Source organism: Vibrio marisflavi CECT 7928 (assembly GCF_921294215.1).
Classification (GTDB): domain Bacteria; phylum Pseudomonadota; class Gammaproteobacteria; order Enterobacterales; family Vibrionaceae; genus Vibrio; species Vibrio marisflavi.
On sequence record NZ_CAKLDM010000002.1, the window covers coordinates 140,663 to 159,101 of the forward strand.

Genomic DNA, 18,439 nt, shown 5'->3' on the forward strand with positions numbered 1-18,439 from the left:
TCGTTATTTAGTTTATGTCGTAAATTAGTTGAAATGTGAGGTAAGGATATAATGCGTTTTGAGTCAAGGTTACATGATGCTCGTAGTCACAAACGAAAAACACTTAGTACAAAAATAAAGTACAGAACCCAAATAAGAAAAGATATTGTCAATCGCTATTTATTTGACGCTTCAGAAGGCGAGTGTCTTCCCACGAGAACGATTGGACGTTGTTTGGAGGCAATAGACACACATCGTGGAATACACGCTTCATCACAAGATACTACCAGCAGAAAAATTATAGATCGAGCCTGCCAAGCTGCTCTACTGATGCGTCCGTATGTCGATCAGCCAATTAGCTTTAAATCGAAACACGATATTAGTATTTTTCTAAGTCGAGTTGTAGCAGGAGAATTTTACGTTGGCAATCTTAAGGGGTGTGGCTTTTTTGGAAGTGGGGCAATTGATATCGTTGGCTTAAACTCGGACCAAGTGCATGATATTAAGAGATTATTTATCGATGAGGGGGAGTTGAGAATTAGTAGCCATGACACTGCTAGTTTAGATTTAACCAATGAGTTAGTGCGAGAACAACAAAAGCAACGAGGAAGTCGTTGTAGCCCACTACTTGATATGCAAAGGAGGTATAATTCGGGTTTTTATCCCGTAGCTCAAACGACAAAAAACGCAGGAACCATACTGGCATTTAATATACCACCGAGTATTGTTAACCCAGAAAATGGTGACTCCTTTGGTCATATTATGTTATTCAACATTTTTAAGCCTGACAGTAAAGGTTTATACACTGTCAGGTTAAAGCCAGAAGACTATGGCTGGAAAGTGAGAGGTACGACAACTAAAGCTAAAATTCATCATGGTACTGGTTTTATCAAAACGAAGTTGACTAATAAAAACCAACCCAATTATTACTCTGAGAAAAATTCAAACCCAAACGGGGCGTATATAGTAGATACTTTTCATATGAATGTGAATAATTACGTGAAGGATTAGCGAGCGTTGCATCTCTTACTTATGCTAATAATTTCCACTACTTTCCTTTTTCAAAGAGTACTTTTGTTATTAGCTTGATTAGTAGTGTCTTTCAAGCATCGCAATCAATCTCACAGATTTCTATTTCTTAGGTTGGTTAGTGAAAGGTTTTCCGGCCAAATGACTCTGTATTTGGCTGATGGTTTGTACTCTCCTATGGGCAGTTACTCCAACTCCTTTCACTATCCATTTGGGCACACAGATGACTTTCGCATGTACTATAGCCCCCTTACTATAGCAGAGCCATGTCGTTGATATATAGTATATTTAGAAATTTGAACGCTCAGAGTCTAGTTCTACGAACGCGATTGATTTGAAAACTATTGACGCTTCAAAATTAGAGTCGATATACGATAAGGTGGTAGGGAGATTCATTGGGCGACAGCTTAATTCACAGTTCACAGGCTATATCACGATTGAAAAATTGGCAAATTCTGACTGACACTAGAGGTGTTTGCTTTTGCGTAATTCACTTGGAAGTCTTCTAAGGCGGGATTTTCAAAATCGACGGGCGACATACACTTTATTGACCGTATCTAGCCTGTCTAAACTGCAATACCACATATAACTCCAATACTCTTTCAGGTATGTACGCGTAATAGCTGTACGACTATCAACAAACAGCCGTATTTGATGCTACCAAAGAGTCTTTCCATGGACGCGTAGCCCCACTATCCAGTAGTACCATTGGCTCGTAAATTGTAACCCTTCCTTTACAATGGAAGTCCAGTTATTCAATAGCTCTGATTTTTACACCTCTTGATTGTTTCTATATATGAGCGTATTTGCATCTCTATATGCAGCCACTAAGATATTCACTACAGGTTGTTAGCACTACTTTATTGCATAGTTTGTCTATCTGCGTGCAATTTATTCTCCTTGACTTTCCATATATTCCAAGGCCTTTTGGACGTTTCGCCATATATTGTTACCCACATACTAAAGAGTTAGCTACTTCGCTGATTCAGAATTCATAACTAGGTAACTATCATGGCAAATATCAAACCACTCGTGGCCCGTTCTGTAGTAGTTGATTGCGAACCTTTGGCTTTCATTACTGGTGAAACTTCAGCATTTGGGCAGCACAATGAACCTCGTCTATTTTGTGATTCTTGCTCTGTCTTTGGGGTAGAAATCCCTAAAGCTCTGTTTGCTATCGATGGTGGTCAGCAAATCAATGATGTTACTTCACCAACCGCAGCTTGTACGCTGACAGCATTTGACTTAGCTGGCCCTCAAATGGCCGCAGGTCTTACTTTCCAACTTCGCTGCGCAATTAGCCCATCACTAAGAACAGAATTAGAGACGGCAATCTCAGCAGTTCGTAAAGGTGATGCAAGCGACAATACCATCAAGTTTGGTACGTGGAACGAAAAGCAAGAATTCAAAAACGATGACGTATGGGGACCAGCAATGTGCCCTCCATCAGGTATGGTTCTAACGCCAATCAGTAACGACGATTTCGATCTTGATATTGGTGATGGTCACTTTATGGGCGGCTCAACAGTCAGCTGTGAGCTAGCACCAATTATGGGAATGAACTTCCAAATAGATCGCAAGAGCTTTGATGCTGCAGCACTAGATGTTGTGCACGGCACTAGTACAGAAAAAGGCCAATACGCCCTACTAAGCATTGATGAATCTGCTGGCAGCTAAACTATTTCTTGATAGAGGAAATACTTATTTCTCTTATTAAGAATAAATAGCTAGCTTATTGCAAACTGTTAAAGCTCTTTACGTATTTAAGTAAAGAGCTTTCTTATCATATCCACCAAGTTTCGTAATTGCTCTCTTTTCCCAACTGAATATAACAAAAATTAATAAATTTATTAAAGGTGATAATAAAATTTTCATCACGTGATTAATTGTGTTTTTAAATAAAAATGGGCAATTTATTCTTCTTAGTTTGTGACATATTCCGGGCTTATATTCTATTTTGCCTTTATATTATTTTCCTATCACAGAGACACTATTTTCGCTCTGACTTAAATTAAGAAGGCAATTATCATGGCAAATATCAAACCCTTAGTTTCTCGCTCCGTTGTTGTTGACTGCGAGCCTCTTTCCTTTATCACTGGTGAAACATCAGCATTTGGCCAACATAATGAACCTCGTTTGTTCTCTGACTCTTGCACAATTTTTGGTGTTGAAATTCCTAAGGCACTTTTTGCCATTGATGGGGGCCAACAAATTAATGACGTTACCTCTCCAACAGCTGCCTGCACTTTGACTGCATTCGATTTGGCAGGACCTCAAATGGCTGCAGGATTAACTTTCCAAATTCGTTGTGCAATTAGCCCTGCACTAAGAACAGAGCTTGAGACGGCTATTTCTGCAGTACGTAAAGGCGATGCAAGCGATAATACCATCAAGTTTGGCACTTGGAATGAGAACCAAGAGTTTAAAAATGATGATGTTTGGGCTCCTGCAATGTGTCCTCCATCGGGCATGGTTTTAACACCAATCAGCAACGATGATTTCGACTTGGATCTTGGTGATGGCCACTTTATGGGGGGATCAACTGTTAGCTGCGAGCTAGCTCCGATCATGGGAATGAACTTCCAAATTGACCGTAAAAGCTTTGATGCAACAGCACTAGACGTTGTTCACGCACTAAGCACTGAGAAAGGCCAGTATGCTCTGTTAAGTATTGACGAGGCTGCCGCTAGTTAATTTGCTTCACTTTATATGAAAGTCTTATAGGTGCACTCATTGAGACAAAAAATAATATTTTTGTCTCAATGAGGCGGCGTATTAAAGTTAAGAGATAGCCAGTAGATAGAAATGAATAACCATATTACGTTTTATTTTTGTGGGACAGGTCGAGTTCATACCAGAAGCAAATATGTAGGCAAAAAAAAATTGGATACATGCTCTGGCTATATATTTGATCAAGTTAATAAAATTCGACTTAAATCTTCAATAAACCGTTCCACTCTAGGGCCAGTCATAACTATAGATGGCTGCGATATTGGTAAGTGGAACAACTTTGGCCTAACTGCGCATGGAACAGGAGAAAGAGCAAAAGAGGCTCTAAAGTATATTCGTGCATATGTACAAAGCTTACCGAGAGGCGAAATACTAAAAATCAATGCCATTGGACATTCTAGAGGGTGTATTTCAGCTCTAAAACTAGTCGAATATATCGCTAGAGAGAGAGATAACCTGAGTAATAAAGTGTCAATAGTCTTAGATTTGAAAGATGCTGTTCCTGGTGACTTGAATTGGTCGAGCAATATTGGAACCTCAGTTGCCAAACGTGTTTCGGATATGTCGAGCTATACATTTGTGCGAAAAGCATATATGACTTTTACAGACCAAAATGGTCGAACAAGCGTTAATTCAACAGGCTTTCAGCCAATCATGCCAAAGTTTAGTGAGGCTACTACGGTAGAGGTAGACTCTATAATTGGTAACCATGGGGCATTTGCTGAAAAATATAAAGAATACCCAGGTGCTTATGAGCTGATCAATGCCAACACTATAGAATTAATTTTGGAACATGCTGGAGTTAATGACCCAGAGATTTTTGATACTCTAAAGAAGACACAGCTTTCTGCATATAAAGAGATGCTTGCCAAGAAAGTGAGGCATCGATACTCTCATGTGACTGATCGGGTTTTCCATTATGGTGGAAAGTTAAGCTCTACGGGCTACAAAAAGCCTGCAAGCTTAAACACAAAGCATAGGAAGTTGCAGAAATCTTGTGGTGTAAAAATAGAGAATGAGCAAGTCGCTTTGGAATTGTTTGCACCTGAATATTACTCATATTTTGAGTCATTGAGTCTGCTCTCCGATGGAGAGAGTTGGGCTAGTCCAATCTGTGACGTTGTAGATAATATGGCTGGAGCTACATTCCTAAAAACGCTTCAGGCAGTTTTCAGGGATTCGAGTTACTATCCTAAATTAGGTAACCCTAAAGATACACTCACACCAGATATTGCCAGAAATATACTAGCAGCACTCACTAGAGAAAATTTGTATAACCCTAGGTATCAAGTAAGTACATTGCAATCTTATGCAAACAATATTGAGAGATGCTTGAGGAAAATATCCATCCGTAGCCACGGTATTATTAATGAAGCTGGTGGCCGTGACAAAGTATTTTTTAAAGAAAAAAAGGAAGATGAATCTTTTAATAAAGATGTTAAAAAATACCAGAAAAATCGTGCTCGTCGATATGCAATGTATCAGTAGTTTATTGAGTTACAAGAAGGTACAGTCGATATTGCTAAACCTTGAACTCTAATGTGTGATGCTGAAAACCTCGACTGACAGCGCATTCTCGGCTCTCATTTTCTCTATGAGGGCCTCATAAGGTGTTTTACTTTAATCCTCATGGTATTTAATTTCTATTCACTTATAGCAATTCTATGAAGGTTAAGTACTTTATTACTACCTCTACATACATAAAACCTGCATATAAACTCGATTTTATTTCTTTATTTGATATTTTATGCAATTTATTCTTCCTTTAAATTTATATACTCTATGATTGCATTTGGTATTGCTATTATATTTCATCTTCTTATGGAAGAGAAAGTCTAAGTTGCATCTCTGTTATGCATTTTAGAAAGCAAATCTCATGACTAATATCAATCCCTTGTTCCCGTTCTGTTGTTGACTGCAATCCCCCTTTCCTTTATCCGTGGAGAAACGGAATTTTTCAAAAGACTACGATATAGAAGTTTAGTAACAATAGCTTAACAATTGGCACGTTATAACCAAGCCTTTCTTTTTAGCTCTTAATTAATTGTAATGAAGAGTCTTTCCTATATCTAAAATATAGTATAAATTCTCATGAATGAAATGTCATATTAAGTCCTCTATGAACTGTTCATGGTTTTGTTACTTGGTTGTTAACAGTGGCTGTTCTATATTTATTTACTTATAACCATTGGCTAATAAGTTATTCGGAGACGATTTTCAAAGTTTTTTATATATTACCTGAATGTTGTATGGATTATTCATTGGATATTTATTCTACGGTTGTTCCTTAATCAGGTATTTATAATGGCAAATATTAAACCCTTAGTCTCTCGTTCAGTTGTTGTTGACTGCGAGCCTCTTTCCTTTATCACTGGTGAAACATCAGCATTTGGTCAGCACAACGAGCCTCGTTTATTCTGCGATGCTTGTACTATCTTTGGTGTAGAAATCCCTATGGCACTGTTTTGTGTTGATGGTGGCCAACAAATTAATGATGTGACATCTCCAACGGCTGCTTGTTCTTTGACAGAGTTCGACCTTGCCGGCCCTCAGATGGCTGCAGGTCTAAATTTCACCATCCGTTGTCCAATTAGCCCAGCGTTACGCACTGAGCTTGAAACTGCTATTTCGGCAGTTCGCAAAGGCGATGCAAGTGACAATACCATTAAGTTCGGTACGTGGAATGAGAACCAAGAATTCAAAAACGACGAAGTTTGGGGGCCAGCGATGCAGCCGCCAGCAGACATGGTGTTAACTCCAGTTAGCAATTCAGATTTCAATCTAATAATTGGCGACGGCCACTTTATGGGCGGTTCAACCGTAAGTTGCGAACTTGCTCCAATCGTGGGTGATGGCTTTCAAATCGACCGTAAGAGCTTCGAAGCCGCAGCTCTAGATGTGGTTCACGCACTGAGCACTGAGAAAGGTCAATACGCGCTGTTGAGTATTGATGAGTCTGCGGGTAGTTAATAGGACTTGAATAGGTAGATCATACTTTTTATATATGTATGGCTTCTATTTTATTCTGTTGATACAGAAAACGGTGGGTTTACCCGTGGAAATCTACAATTTGTAGTATTTCCAACTAACGAAAAGACTAATAAATAAAAGAAAAATTATGAGTATAGACGTATATTTTGAAGCCGGGATGAAGTTTAACTGGACTAAACCAGAAGATGGTCATGCGATTTTTCCCGGTGCGGTGTTTCCTGATCGCGGTGGCATTGAAAATGGACCTGCTGATGGACTAGTAGTTGCATCAGAAAAGCCAGCGACTGTGATGAACTATATGGGTATACATCCCGCAGCAACTGGTTCGAGAAGACTTCCTAGAGTGATTAACGGTATTCGACAGATAGAATATAGATGGTGCGATTATACTCCAGGCAGAACTACTACTATAGCTCTAAATCATGCTGGAAAAAGCTACGATATAATAACAGGGCCGATGAGTGGGTGTTTAGTAACAACTTGGCGTAACGGGCAAAACATCTATGCTTCTCACTCTGGTACATCCGATAAAAAGAGTGATAATACAACGCTTAAACGCGAATTTAATAGATACATAAGGCGGCACCAATCTGGAGTTCCCCGCTCAATAAAAGGCTTTCTTCCAGATAGGTTATGGACAGCGGCAGAAATGGCGGAGTTAATGGCTAGGTTTGGTATTCAAAGAGTTCCTGATATTTTTGCAATTGTTACTGCAACAGGAAGGATGTGTTCTGTCTTGATGGGGAAGGTTCCAGATAACCGCTCTTCAACAGGGCAGTGGGTAAGTTTGGGTGTTAAGCAATGCACAAACATTATGAACTATAATGACATAACTGCATTTTGTGCTGTTGCTCCTTCTCGGGCCCCCGTCCGAGCTGCTCCTCCTCCTCGAGTCCCCGTCCGAGTTTAATCCCACAAGTTTTACTTAACTTAACTTAACTTAACTTAACTTAACTTAACTTAACTTAACACCTGTACACTAAGTGGCTAAGATGCTCGACTGAAAGTTTCTTTCGGTTGAGCATTTAGATAGAACAATTTATTGCTTTTATCTATTTATTTTCCCAAAAATACGGAACTTTTCATTTTACCCCTTAACTCTAATTTCTACTCATTCTAGAAAATCTAGAAAATCTAGAAAATCTAGAAAATCGCATTGCTTATCATTGGTTTTATATACATACATATTGAATATTAACTCATTCTTATTTTCTTTTTTATGGGTTTTGTATAATTTATTCTTTCTTTAAATGCATATATTCCAGGATTATATTTGGTATTGCTATTATATTTCAGCTTCTTATAGCAGAGAGCTTTAGTCTTGTCTCTGTTATGCATTTTAGAAGGTAAATATCATGGCTAATATCAAACCCCTTGTCTCTCGCTCTGTTGTTGTTGACTGCGAGCCTCTTTCATTTATCACTGGCGAAACGTCAGCATTTGGCCAGCACAATGAACCGCGTCTTTTCTGTGACTCTTGCACAATTTTTGGTGTTGAAATTCCAAAGGCTTTATTTGCGATCGATGGAGGCCAACAAATTAATGACGTGACCTCTCCAACGGCTTCTTGCACCTTGACAGCATTTGATTTGGCAGGCCCGCAAATGGCTGCTGGGTTAACTTTCCAACTGCGTTGTGCCATTAGCCCTGCACTTCGAACAGAACTAGAAACAGCTATTTCTGCGGTACGTAAAGGGGACGCGAGCGACAATACTATCAAATTTGGCACTTGGAATGAGAACCAAGAGTTTAAGAATGATGATGTTTGGGCGCCAGCAATGTGCCCTCCATCAGGTATGGTTCTAACTCCAATCAGTAACGATGATTTCGACTTGGACCTTGGTGATGGTCACTTTATGGGGGGATCAACTGTTAGCTGTGAACTTGCGCCAATCTTGGGAATGAACTTCCAAATTGATCGCAAAAGCTTTGATGCTGCAGCATTAGATGTTGTTCATGCATTGAGCACAGAGAAGGGGCAGTATGCATTATTAAGCATTGATGAGTCGGCAGCTAGCTAAGGTTAAAGCTGGTTAACTAAATATAGATAGAGGTAGCCACCCTCTATCTATTTCATAAATTCATAGAATGCTTAATAGGAAAATCTATGCCTTTATATTCGTCTAGAGATGGACAGAAAGATAAAATTAGACCTACGGTCCCGTTAAACATATTTCAAGACCTGCATTTAGATACTCGTTCTATCGATAATTGGAGATGCAGTAACAATCAACGCAGAAAGTTTGACTCATTTATTGGTGTTACTCATATTCATACTGGCATTTCTGTTCTTTATCCCGCATTTGAAAACGATTGGGGAAAGCAACAGGAGAAAGGTGTATTGATCGCGAATAGGACGTTAAGAACCATAGTAACGGAAACCGATAACAACGGAGTAGGAATCAGTTCTCCCTGGTATCAAGATGAGTTTAAAAAAAAGCGAGTATCTTACCAGCAAACGCTGGCAGACTATCAGGGTCTCACTAACATCTTAGCTATTCAGAAAACTGAAGCTGTTGATGGCGTTTACCATAAAACAGCATTAACTAGACTTAGAAACAAACACCTTAGAAATGTTGCGGCAAATCCAAATACAGATTTTTTGGGGTGGGCAATTAAATCTAATGCATATCAGCTTTCAAGAGGAACTCCATTGCAGATGGTTTTCTCTTCGTCTAGAAATATGCACTCTCAGGATAAAGACTACAATAGAAGCTTATGGAATGACAAAATTCGTCAGCGTTCTCCAGTCAGCGTTGGTACGGTTGAGTCTAGGGATATTACTAACATATGGGCAAATGCAATCGCCCATATGTTAAGTAGAGATTTAAACGTGCCGACTAGTAAGATTGGAGTCTTTGATGGCAAAAGGCATTGGGTGATTAACCAAAAAACATTGAGAAAAGATTACATTTTGTGCCCTGAACAAATTAGAGCTGCACCTGGGCACTCTCATATATACCGGAAGAAAAGTCGAGCACTGGATATATCAGAAAACTGTGATGTAGAAGATGATGGTTATTTATATGTGCAAGAATACCTGAGCATGAGTTGTAATAAATATTTAGAGGAGTATTCATCAACTCATACACTTGGGAATGAAAGATCCTCCGGTTACAAAAGAATAAAGGCTTTTCAGGAAAGTTTAGTCCTATGTAACAGTTACAAAATAATAAGGCTACTTGTTGCTAAGTTATTTGAAAAGTCAGACTCAAAAAACAAGCATTCATATATAAGCTATTTCTTACTATTTATATCATATACACCCGAGAGAATATTAGCAGAATTTGATGTCAAATTAGCTGGCCTTATTAACAGCCAACGAGCAAGAGAGCAACGGACTGAAGTTGATGAAGCTTCCCACTGGAGAAACAAAATATTCACTAATGACAGTAATATTAAGTTATTGAGACAGGAAGCGATAAAGATTCTTCAAGGATTATCTGTTTAATCTTTATTCGCTTTACCTTATCACTCCGTAAACGTCGTCATCTGGACTGGGTTTACAAACTGCACCACTCCTCCCGCTGCTGTATTACACATTGCGCAATTGTTTAATGTATTCACCGGTTCTCCTTGTATTTGTGTCAACACATTGGTTGGCACAAAACTGCTGAGTGCCGGAATACATGGATTCACTGAAGGGTTTGCTGGATACGCTGGGTGTGTTGGCGCGGTGCAGCCAGGGAAAGGCGTGATGTTTACAATCGGAATGCAGTCATTGATGGTGGTTGCAGGCTTATTGTTAATAAGCATGGTGGCTCGTAGTGAACTATACGTTGATGGCCCAACGGCAAATGAACACATCATCATCGAGCCCATACAAGTGACCGGCGCACTTCCACAAGCGGCTGTGCCAGCTGAACTAGAAGCCGCTTTATTCGCTTCTCCTTGTAATACTTGCAACGTATTAACCTGACATTTCACCTGCTGAATTTGTTCGTTGATGGTAGTCAACTCACTCGGTATTGCTTGCTGAAAAGTGGCGGTTGCATTGGCTGTCGCCTGTTGTTGAATCGATTGCTGGTATCCCTCTACGTTCTCCATCATATCGTCAAGAGTTGGCGCGCTGGCAAAGGCCATTGGATTCTCAGATTGGAGATCGTCTAACGAAGGTGCACCTGCATTTGAACTTACTGCTGCATAAGGATCATCATAGGCTTCTTGCGCTGCAGCATAGCCGCTTTCTGCAAGCTCGGCGCAAGCTTGCATGTTCTGCTCTAACTCTTCAGATGCAGCCATGATGTCACTGATATTAGGGCATGGGGCAAGCTGACTCGTGAGCTGTGTCAGGCTAGCTTGTGCTTCTTCATAGTTGCTCATGATACTGCTGAGTGCGCTTTCTTTCATTGCCAGCAGCTGATCCATTGAGTAAAACTGCTGCTGAGAGCTCAACATCGCTTCTATACTACTTTTTAAAGAATCGAGTGAGGAGTAGGCGCCCATATTGAGAGAAAGCTTGCCTTGCAACTCGCTCATTAGTGAGGAGAGTTTGGCTTCAAGCTCTGCTTTCTTACTGTCTAAGTTTGAAAGAAGCCCAGCACCACTTTGGCCTGATTGCGTGAGGCTTTGTAAATAGCCTGTCGCTTCTCCCATAAGCTGTTTAGCTTCATTGATAGTTGGGCCAAAAAAGCTCTCCATTGCATCTTTGCCTTGAGAAAGTTTTTTGCTTGCTGCGTTTAATGCATCTTCTTTATAGCCGAGCAGCTTGCTTTCCGCTGAATCAATGCCAGAAGATATGCTGGAAAAAGCTTGCTCCATGAAGTTAGCTGATTGCCCTGAGCCACCAGAGCTGAAAAACTGCTGAACTTTATCTTTTACTGCGGAGTAGTCTTTGACGATTTCTTGCGAAACTGGAGAAACGACAGAGTCTAAGCTGCTTTTTAACGAGTCGAAGTCTTGTTGCAAAGATGCAGGTAAGGCAGGTAGATCGCTAAAACTGAGTTGTGTCGGTGTGTTGGACATAATTTTGCTTGCCCAGCTTTCGCATTCAGATTGTAGTTCACTTTGCAGGCTTGTTAGCCAGCTCGACATTTGATCGAATGGAACTTGGTCCAGCGCTTCTGAACTGAGTGTTTCTATCAGGTTTTGCAGTGTTTCTGATTGCGAGGAGGCTGCATCACCAGAAAGTACCGATTCCATTTGCTGATTGATTTGATTTAAAGAGTCTAGCGCCTGCTCACAAAGCTGTGGTGATAGACAAGTATTGGAGTATTGCTCCGCAGGTAATTGGCTTGAAAGGGACTTGAGATCGTTGAGTTTATCATTGATCAGATCAGCAGCTTTCGCATTTAGATCTTCTTGGCTGGGGATCTGTTCGATCATCTGACTATACGGCCCAGAGATCATTGAGCTTGCATCGGTTGTACTTGTTGGCATTCCATAGCCTTCGGCTTGCTGCTGAAGGTATGACGTGCTGCTGTCGGAGTTTTGGTAGTTATCGTATTGCTGGTAAAGGCTAGACTCTGTCACTTGCGAGTTTGCTTGATCTTTATAGCTAATGAGCTGGCTCTGATAACCTTCAGCCTCAGATTGATACTGTTGATATTGGCTTTGATAAGGTTCAATAACTGAAGTGTAGTCGGGCATTGAAGAAGAGAACTGATTCACGCCTTCACTTTGGTAAATGATTTGCTCATAGTCCATCGGCTCAGAGCCATTTAAGTAGCCATTGAGTGTTTGGCATTGCGAGCTCAATGCGTCTTGGCTAGCTTGTGCTTGAGATTGATAACTCTGTAATTCGCCTAATTGCTGCTGATACAACTCATACTGAGATTGATAATAGGAGTTCGCAGAAGAAGTCATAGAGTCTGGAGACGAAGAATACTGCTGAAGCTGAGTTAAACTGCTCTCGGTTGCTTGAACGCACATCAGCATCGGATCGTATTCGCTCTCTTGACCTTCCTCTGTACTGGCTGATGCCATGGTCAGCCAAGGTGTATATTGAGAAACGACAGTCAAATACTGCGATTGAGCCTGATAGAACTGTGTCGTTGGTGACGACTGCAGGAAGCTGTTGAACGCAGCATTTTTTGCCTGTGTCATCTGCTCATGTTGGAAAGCAGAATCAGATAGGGTATCAAAAGCGGACAACTGGCTGACTAAATCAGCTCCAGAGTTCGTACCGCCTTCTTCGCTTTCTCCTGATGTATCGGAGTTACTGGAAGTGGCAGTGTCTTCAGAAGTGCTCATTGAAGAATACTGAGAATGGTACTCGATATATTGCGTTTCCCACTGTTCATATTGCGTGGCTATAGCTGAGCCAACTGAACATGTTTGAGCTTCTTGCACCACGTAATGCCAGCCAGACAAACTATCGACATAACTTTGATAAGCTGCCAGTTGCGAAGAGTCCAATTGTGATTCATCAATTGTCTCTGAACTGCTTTCGGACTGAAAACCTTCTGGTTGCTCGCTAGCAGCTGGCATTGGGTTAGCATTGCTAAGAAGTGATTGCAGCAGGCTTTGCTGTGTCTCTGATAATTCCACCTCACCAGACTGTGCCATGCCAGTGTAATTGCAAACTAACTGGTAATCGATGGAGTGCAGGTTACTTTGATACAAACTCTCTTGTGGCGAAGAGCCTGACAAAAAATCACTCAGATAAGGTTGTTGAGACAATTGGGCTAACGTGGTTGGTTCACTCGCTTGTTGGCTAAGAGAGGCTAGCTCTGAGCGCAGACCAAACTGATATTCAATCTGCTGGTTAGCCGCTTGTTGCCACTCTTGAGCAGAGGTTGTCGACGACAGCTGTTTTGTAGTGTCGCAAATGGATTGCCACGATGTCATATCAGAGCTGCTATCAGAAGAACTTGCTGATTGCGTTGTTGTTGATTCGCTCTTTTCTTCCGGTTGAGATGTTTCTGTCGTTGCAGCAATCTGTTGTTGGTTTTGAGTCAGCTGGGTAAGGTAATCATTCGAAGGAGCGAGAGTCGTTGGATCGTATTGCGTGCGTAAGCTAGCTATCGACGTAGATTGCTGCTGATGGTATTCAGTCAGTTGGGTCGAAAGATCTGCGAATTCACTTTTTGCCTGAGATGGGTTGTCAACAAGTGTCTGGCAAGCCGATTTTAACTGTGAGTTTAGGTTTTGCCCTAGAGCTGCATTATCCGCGCTTGCTGGTGCAGCTAAATATTTTTGTAACGAGCTTTGAGCTTGGTTGATATAAGCAAGCTCTCCGCCTTGTGCGACATAGTCTGGTTCTGCCATCGTTTGCAATACAGAGAGCTGCTTTTGCAAAGCAGTATGTTGCGCGCTGCTTTGCTGATCCGATTGGCTTTGCAGAGCATCAAGGTTAGATAGATACTCTGAAAAAATAGAAGATGTAGACTGTGTCATTTTTGTGCTCGGTACATGTTACAGAAATAGTTGGCTAAAGAGTCTAGTAGTCAAAGTCGTCGGTCATTGCATCAATGTCGTTGACGAGATCGCTAATCTCATTTTCTGAGCTTCTTTCTGATGGGATCATCTCGTGATCATCTTCTTGGAATTGGTACTCATCGTTGAATCGCATTGAGCCAAAGTCTTCGTCATCTTGATAATCGTCATCCATGCCCATTGGCATATCTTGTTCGTACTCTGGGTGATGTTGTTGCTCGTCCTCTTCCTCAGAGCGATAGAATTGCTCATCTCGATATTGGTTCATCATCATCATTGGTAGTTCATTGGCAAAGCGCATTGGATCACTCTGATACAAGCGATTAGCCATATCCCATTCCAACGTATCCTTGTGCTTATCGATATGCTTTTGCAGAGTCGGGGCTTTGGGTGCGACAGATTTCAATAGCGGGAAGAACAAGCCTGGAAAATACACCAGAGGATCGAAGTTCTTAATTTCAGCCTGAATGTCTTTATAGATTATTGCAGACTCGAAATGGCGCTCTTCCAGCAATAGCTTTTGCAAAATCGACGCTTTGCGAATGAGTGCGTACCACTTCGGTGAAGCGTACTTATCAACTAAATTAGTATTGCCTTTCTTTTTTGGCTCTTTACGAGTTTCAGTTGGCTCGACTTCGGGCTCAGGTTGCAATGTTTCTGGCTCAAGATCGCGTCTGTCGAGCAACATTAAAGCTTTTTGAGAGTCTTTGAAGCCTTGGTGCGTTGTTAAACTTCTTTCGATGCCATCTAAGTTGGCCACTTGAGTGAAGAGAGAATTGAAGTTTCCTTGCAAACTATCAAAATCATTGACCGTATCTTTCTTTCTAGCTTCGGTAAATTTGAGCGAAAGCATTGAGCAAAGGATGTCTAAGGCGCTATGCAAAGAAGCGTCAAAATTAACTTTTGGAGACAGTTGTGCAGCGCAGTGTTGCAATGTCTCGTTGTAGTCTTTTAAGCGATACACTAAGTCGTTAATTGACGGCGTATTTAGGAATATGTCGCAGCTAAAGCTTAAAAATAGGCAGTAAATATCGACCGACTGCGTGTCGTATAGGTAGTCTTCAAGTAGTGAGAGGGTTTTCTCGTACTCACCGTTTTCGTAGCTACGAATGATGCTACTCATGAGCATTGGGTTAGCTTTGTCGACTTGAACAATATCAGTGAAAGCTTGGTAAAAAGTAACCGACATAAAAAACCTTTAAAATGCAAAGAATAAAGCGATAGGGATGAGGATAGCTGCAGTAGCCATATAGCCACCATACTGTATCCAGCCACCGGAGCTGCGTGATGACATTGAGCGAGTATGCTCGCGAGTAGGTGCAGGACTCTCTTGTACAATTTCGTTCAAACGCTGTTTAAGCTGGTGAATACAGTTGAACAGCTCTGCATGATTTGGGTTGTCGTAGTACTTACCAAGGAAGCCTTGGTTTAGCACCAATAGCAGTGACTCATACGCCAAACGGGGGTAAATGCGGTTTCTTACCACTTCCTCAATGACATCAAAGACATACTCGCCACCATTATTAATTTGGAAAAACTCAATTTGCAAGTTAGTCCAAGTTAACCCTTGCTGGCTTTGAGCAATAGCGATTTTGCAGCGTTCATCTATTAGGGCGACTTGCGGAAAAATGATGTATGAAGCCACTTTGTCGCCATATAAAGGGATCAATCGATTTTGAATCAATGTCAGCTCATTTCTGACTCTATTTCTGAAAGTCAGTAATGCTGCTGAGTTTTGATCTGCGGTGTTGCTCGCGAGAGATTCGGTGAACGCAATAGCGTTGTTCAGCATTGAAGAGAGTTCACACAGGATATAGTGTTCACTGTTCATCGTATTAAGCTCCAATTAGGCAATGGACACCAGCAGCTTAATAACTAAAGCTGTGTTGACCATGATAAATTCAATAATGAGTTCAGACAGTGTACGTACCAAATCCATATGCTGAAGTACGCTACAAGTGACGATAAGTTCACTCGATTTCGGGTCAAAAGTAATCTCTTTAATTGCAGAGGAAAACTTTTGTAAAGTCGGGTTTTCATTGCTGCCAAGTAAGTGTTTGGCAAGAAACAAAAAGTGCTCTTTATTACCGAGCTGAAATTGAGCAAAATTCTGTAGCGTCATGCCGACTTGCTCTAACGTGTTGATGTCATAAAAGTGCTTCGCTTCAGCTGCTTTAATGACTTCAAATTCTGCTCGCTGTGTATTGATAGCGGCAGTAGAAATCTGTGGTAGTTGAGGTAGTGGTTTATCCTGATTCCAGAATATTCGTGCACTCAGCTTTTGTTTAGTTGCAACCGCTTGCTGAATATCGTGGGGTGTATAAAGCAGGGCCGCTGATTCTCGATGAAAGACAAACTCACTTTCACCAAGTTGATGATAGGGTTTGTACAAGTTTTGATTCAAAAATAGCTGGCGGACATAAAACGGCCTAGCAGTAATATCATTGCTATGATGCAAGTTAATTTGCTCTTGGCGAAAGTCTAATGGCATGGCCACTGACAGATCTTCGTACAAATTAAATAGCGGCACGATATTCGTTGATAGCAGTGGTGATTGAGCGGTTTTCAACGCGGGCGACAGCAATACTTCACCATCAAACTCAAACAAAAGCTTGAAGCTTTTTACACGCACTCTTTTATCTTGATGTGGTACTTTTCCAAAGCTCAAGCGCATACCCAAATCGAATTCTGGAGACGTCGATCTTAGAAATAGTGCGTCGTTGCACGCGAGTGTCCAACCGTCTAAACCACTTAGAGTCGCTGGGATAGGTTGTTCGCTGCCATCTTCATATTGCGCAGTAACCGTTAGCTCAGCGTTATTTAGCAAAGCGTACTTTAAACGAGCCAATTGATAATCAAATTGTGACCACAACTCAGGGTTCACCCATAGGTCAAAACTGAATTGCTCAACAAATAACGGTGCTTTTGACTCCAGTTCAACCTGCATATTCGAAAGCTGGTGGCTGACTTCACTCACTTCAAACGCGCTAAGCTGCACCAAGTTCTGTGTCGAATAGCGTGCCGCTGGATCTTGTGGTTTGTACGCGTCCAGAACATTGAACTGACTGTTTGCAACCAAAGGTAAGCTGCTGCTACCTAAGTGAGCCTGCATTTTTACCAACATATGATTGGGGAGGTGAGTCAGCAAATGCTGGTGATATCGCGATACTTGCAATACTTTCTCACGCTGCAGGCTTTGCTGAACTTCAGAGCGAATCTGTTCTCCCAGTTTTTTGAACACGTCGGTGAGTACAATCGGTTCGACATCGAGCGAGTCTTTTTGATTGTCTGGCAAAGGGTGTTGTAATGTTGTCATCGTCGTTATGCTATCGCTTGCTAATATCTTAGTTAGCCAATACTAGTAGGCATGCCTTTAAAGCTGGCGGTAATGTTGGCTTCAGCAGCAAGTGTTGTCATACTCTTTAAGCTCATTCCTTGAGTGGCACTGAATGCCATGTTACCGCCATCGGCCTTAAAGTCTTGCGTGGCAGACATTGAAATACTTTGAGTACCTTTGATGTTCACAGTATTGCCAGTAATGGTGATGCCATCACTGGTCAGTTCAATTTTGCTACTGCCAACATTTAGCGTAATGCCATCATCGTTCCAAGCGATAGTTCCGCTGTTGTTTTTTATCTGTAAGCCATCTTTTTGGATGTTTACTTGATAGTCACCGCAGGTCAGGCTGATAGCATTGGTTGCTTGTACGCTTGCGCTATCACTAACTACTTGACTTGAGTTGCCATCGCTTGAGTAACTGACCTGACAGTTTTGATCGTCGCTGTCTCCATTGGTTTGAATGGAGACACCTTCGCTGTTCATCGCTATATTATGTTTTGCCATGACACTATGACTTCTTCTTGCTTGAGTCGTCAGACTTTGCTTTCAGTTCAATGTTCTGAGTGCGTGTGACATTTGAAGTGTTCACAGTGAACGACTGAACTGCGCCTTGAGGTGAATTAATTAGGTAGTTCCATCCAGATACAGGCTGATGATCTAGGATGAAGTAGATCGCTAATGGCGTATCTGATACCGGCAGTACAAGATGATGGTCTTCAGATTTCGCTAGGTAGACATAGCGAGTCATATTTTTATCTAGTGCTTCTTGGCTTAGCGATGCGTAAGACTGCCCGACAAAGGCGTCCATATTGGTCGGTTGTTGAATCAAAACCGTAATCGCATGGCCTAGGTTCGACGTCTTCTCCATTTGAATATTGATGTTGAGTGTATTCGTTGGAGCGATAGGTTTGCCTGAAGAAAACCAAGCGCACCCTGTTAAAGGCAAGGCAAACAGTAGTACTAGGTATTTCAATCTTCTTAACATGTTTAGCAG

14 protein-coding genes are annotated in these 18,439 nt (G+C 41.3%); 8 read left to right on the plus strand and 6 right to left on the minus strand.

All coding sequences use genetic code 11. The features are described from left to right. Positions 1–51 precede the first annotated feature (51 nt). From L7A31_RS07470 to L7A31_RS07505, 8 genes are all read left to right on the plus strand, one after another. Complete coding sequence (locus L7A31_RS07470) at positions 52–990, plus strand: hypothetical protein (protein WP_237360888.1); 939 nt, start codon at positions 52–54, stop codon at positions 988–990. A 1,029-nt stretch (positions 991–2,019) separates the two neighbouring features. Then, a complete protein-coding gene (iglC, locus tag L7A31_RS07475; protein ID WP_237360889.1) occupies positions 2,020–2,685 on the plus strand; it encodes a type VI secretion system tube protein IglC in 666 nt (221 codons plus the stop codon). 351 nt (positions 2,686–3,036) lie between these two features. Then, positions 3,037–3,702 (plus strand): type VI secretion system tube protein IglC, encoded by a 666-nt coding sequence (gene iglC / locus L7A31_RS07480; protein ID WP_237360890.1) that lies wholly within the window; start codon positions 3,037–3,039, stop codon positions 3,700–3,702. A gap of 111 nt (positions 3,703–3,813) precedes the next feature. Further along, a complete protein-coding gene (locus L7A31_RS07485; protein ID WP_237360891.1) occupies positions 3,814–5,226 on the plus strand; it encodes a hypothetical protein in 1,413 nt (470 codons plus the stop codon). 816 nt (positions 5,227–6,042) lie between these two features. Continuing rightward, a complete protein-coding gene (iglC, locus tag L7A31_RS07490; protein WP_237360892.1) occupies positions 6,043–6,708 on the plus strand; it encodes a type VI secretion system tube protein IglC in 666 nt (221 codons plus the stop codon). A 148-nt stretch (positions 6,709–6,856) separates the two neighbouring features. Beyond that, a complete protein-coding gene (locus tag L7A31_RS07495; protein ID WP_237360893.1) occupies positions 6,857–7,639 on the plus strand; it encodes a hypothetical protein in 783 nt (260 codons plus the stop codon). A 445-nt stretch (positions 7,640–8,084) separates the two neighbouring features. Then, on the plus strand, positions 8,085–8,750 hold the full coding sequence (gene iglC / locus L7A31_RS07500) for a type VI secretion system tube protein IglC (RefSeq protein WP_237360894.1): 666 nt from the start codon (positions 8,085–8,087) through the stop codon (positions 8,748–8,750). Between the two features lie 86 nt (positions 8,751–8,836). Then, positions 8,837–10,180, plus strand: coding sequence for a hypothetical protein (locus tag L7A31_RS07505; RefSeq protein ID WP_237360895.1), 1,344 nt, complete (start codon positions 8,837–8,839; stop codon positions 10,178–10,180). Between the two features lie 20 nt (positions 10,181–10,200). Here L7A31_RS07505 and L7A31_RS07510 read toward each other — a convergent pair whose 3' ends face one another. From L7A31_RS07510 to iglE, 6 genes are read right to left on the minus strand one after another with little or no spacing between them, the layout of a single operon-like run. Further along, positions 10,201–14,067 (minus strand): PAAR-like protein, encoded by a 3,867-nt coding sequence (locus L7A31_RS07510; protein WP_237360896.1) that lies wholly within the window; start codon positions 14,065–14,067, stop codon positions 10,201–10,203. Between the two features lie 43 nt (positions 14,068–14,110). After that, on the minus strand, positions 14,111–15,295 hold the full coding sequence (locus tag L7A31_RS07515) for a type VI secretion system protein IglI family protein (RefSeq protein ID WP_237360897.1): 1,185 nt from the start codon (positions 15,293–15,295) through the stop codon (positions 14,111–14,113). A 9-nt stretch (positions 15,296–15,304) separates the two neighbouring features. Continuing rightward, positions 15,305–15,937: a DotU family type IV/VI secretion system protein gene (locus L7A31_RS07520; RefSeq protein ID WP_237360898.1), complete on the minus strand. Its 633-nt coding sequence runs from the start codon at positions 15,935–15,937 to the stop codon at positions 15,305–15,307. A 15-nt stretch (positions 15,938–15,952) separates the two neighbouring features. Further along, complete coding sequence (iglH, locus tag L7A31_RS07525) at positions 15,953–17,422, minus strand: type VI secretion system baseplate subunit TssF/IglH (protein WP_237360899.1); 1,470 nt, start codon at positions 17,420–17,422, stop codon at positions 15,953–15,955. Positions 17,423–17,454: 32 nt separating this feature from the next. After that, a complete protein-coding gene (gene tssI, locus L7A31_RS07530) occupies positions 17,455–17,949 on the minus strand; it encodes a type VI secretion system tip protein TssI/VgrG (RefSeq protein ID WP_237360900.1) in 495 nt (164 codons plus the stop codon). A gap of 4 nt (positions 17,950–17,953) precedes the next feature. After that, on the minus strand, positions 17,954–18,430 hold the full coding sequence (iglE, locus tag L7A31_RS07535; protein WP_237360901.1) for a type VI secretion system lipoprotein IglE: 477 nt from the start codon (positions 18,428–18,430) through the stop codon (positions 17,954–17,956). Positions 18,431–18,439: the final 9 nt, after the last annotated feature.

Coding starts and splice junctions, on each gene's coding strand:
- L7A31_RS07515 (WP_237360897.1), bottom strand. CDS start 15,295: ATGTCGGTTACTTTTTACCAAGCTTTCACTGATATTGTTCAAGTCGAC.
- L7A31_RS07510 (WP_237360896.1), bottom strand. CDS start 14,067: ATGACACAGTCTACATCTTCTATTTTTTCAGAGTATCTATCTAACCTT.
- iglC (WP_237360889.1), top strand. CDS start 2,020: ATGGCAAATATCAAACCACTCGTGGCCCGTTCTGTAGTAGTTGATTGC.
- L7A31_RS07470 (WP_237360888.1), top strand. CDS start 52: ATGCGTTTTGAGTCAAGGTTACATGATGCTCGTAGTCACAAACGAAAA.
- L7A31_RS07520 (WP_237360898.1), bottom strand. CDS start 15,937: ATGAACAGTGAACACTATATCCTGTGTGAACTCTCTTCAATGCTGAAC.
- L7A31_RS07495 (WP_237360893.1), top strand. CDS start 6,857: ATGAGTATAGACGTATATTTTGAAGCCGGGATGAAGTTTAACTGGACT.
- iglC (WP_237360894.1), top strand. CDS start 8,085: ATGGCTAATATCAAACCCCTTGTCTCTCGCTCTGTTGTTGTTGACTGC.
- L7A31_RS07505 (WP_237360895.1), top strand. CDS start 8,837: ATGCCTTTATATTCGTCTAGAGATGGACAGAAAGATAAAATTAGACCT.
- L7A31_RS07485 (WP_237360891.1), top strand. CDS start 3,814: ATGAATAACCATATTACGTTTTATTTTTGTGGGACAGGTCGAGTTCAT.
- iglC (WP_237360892.1), top strand. CDS start 6,043: ATGGCAAATATTAAACCCTTAGTCTCTCGTTCAGTTGTTGTTGACTGC.
- iglH (WP_237360899.1), bottom strand. CDS start 17,422: ATGACAACATTACAACACCCTTTGCCAGACAATCAAAAAGACTCGCTC.
- iglE (WP_237360901.1), bottom strand. CDS start 18,430: ATGTTAAGAAGATTGAAATACCTAGTACTACTGTTTGCCTTGCCTTTA.
- iglC (WP_237360890.1), top strand. CDS start 3,037: ATGGCAAATATCAAACCCTTAGTTTCTCGCTCCGTTGTTGTTGACTGC.
- tssI (WP_237360900.1), bottom strand. CDS start 17,949: ATGGCAAAACATAATATAGCGATGAACAGCGAAGGTGTCTCCATTCAA.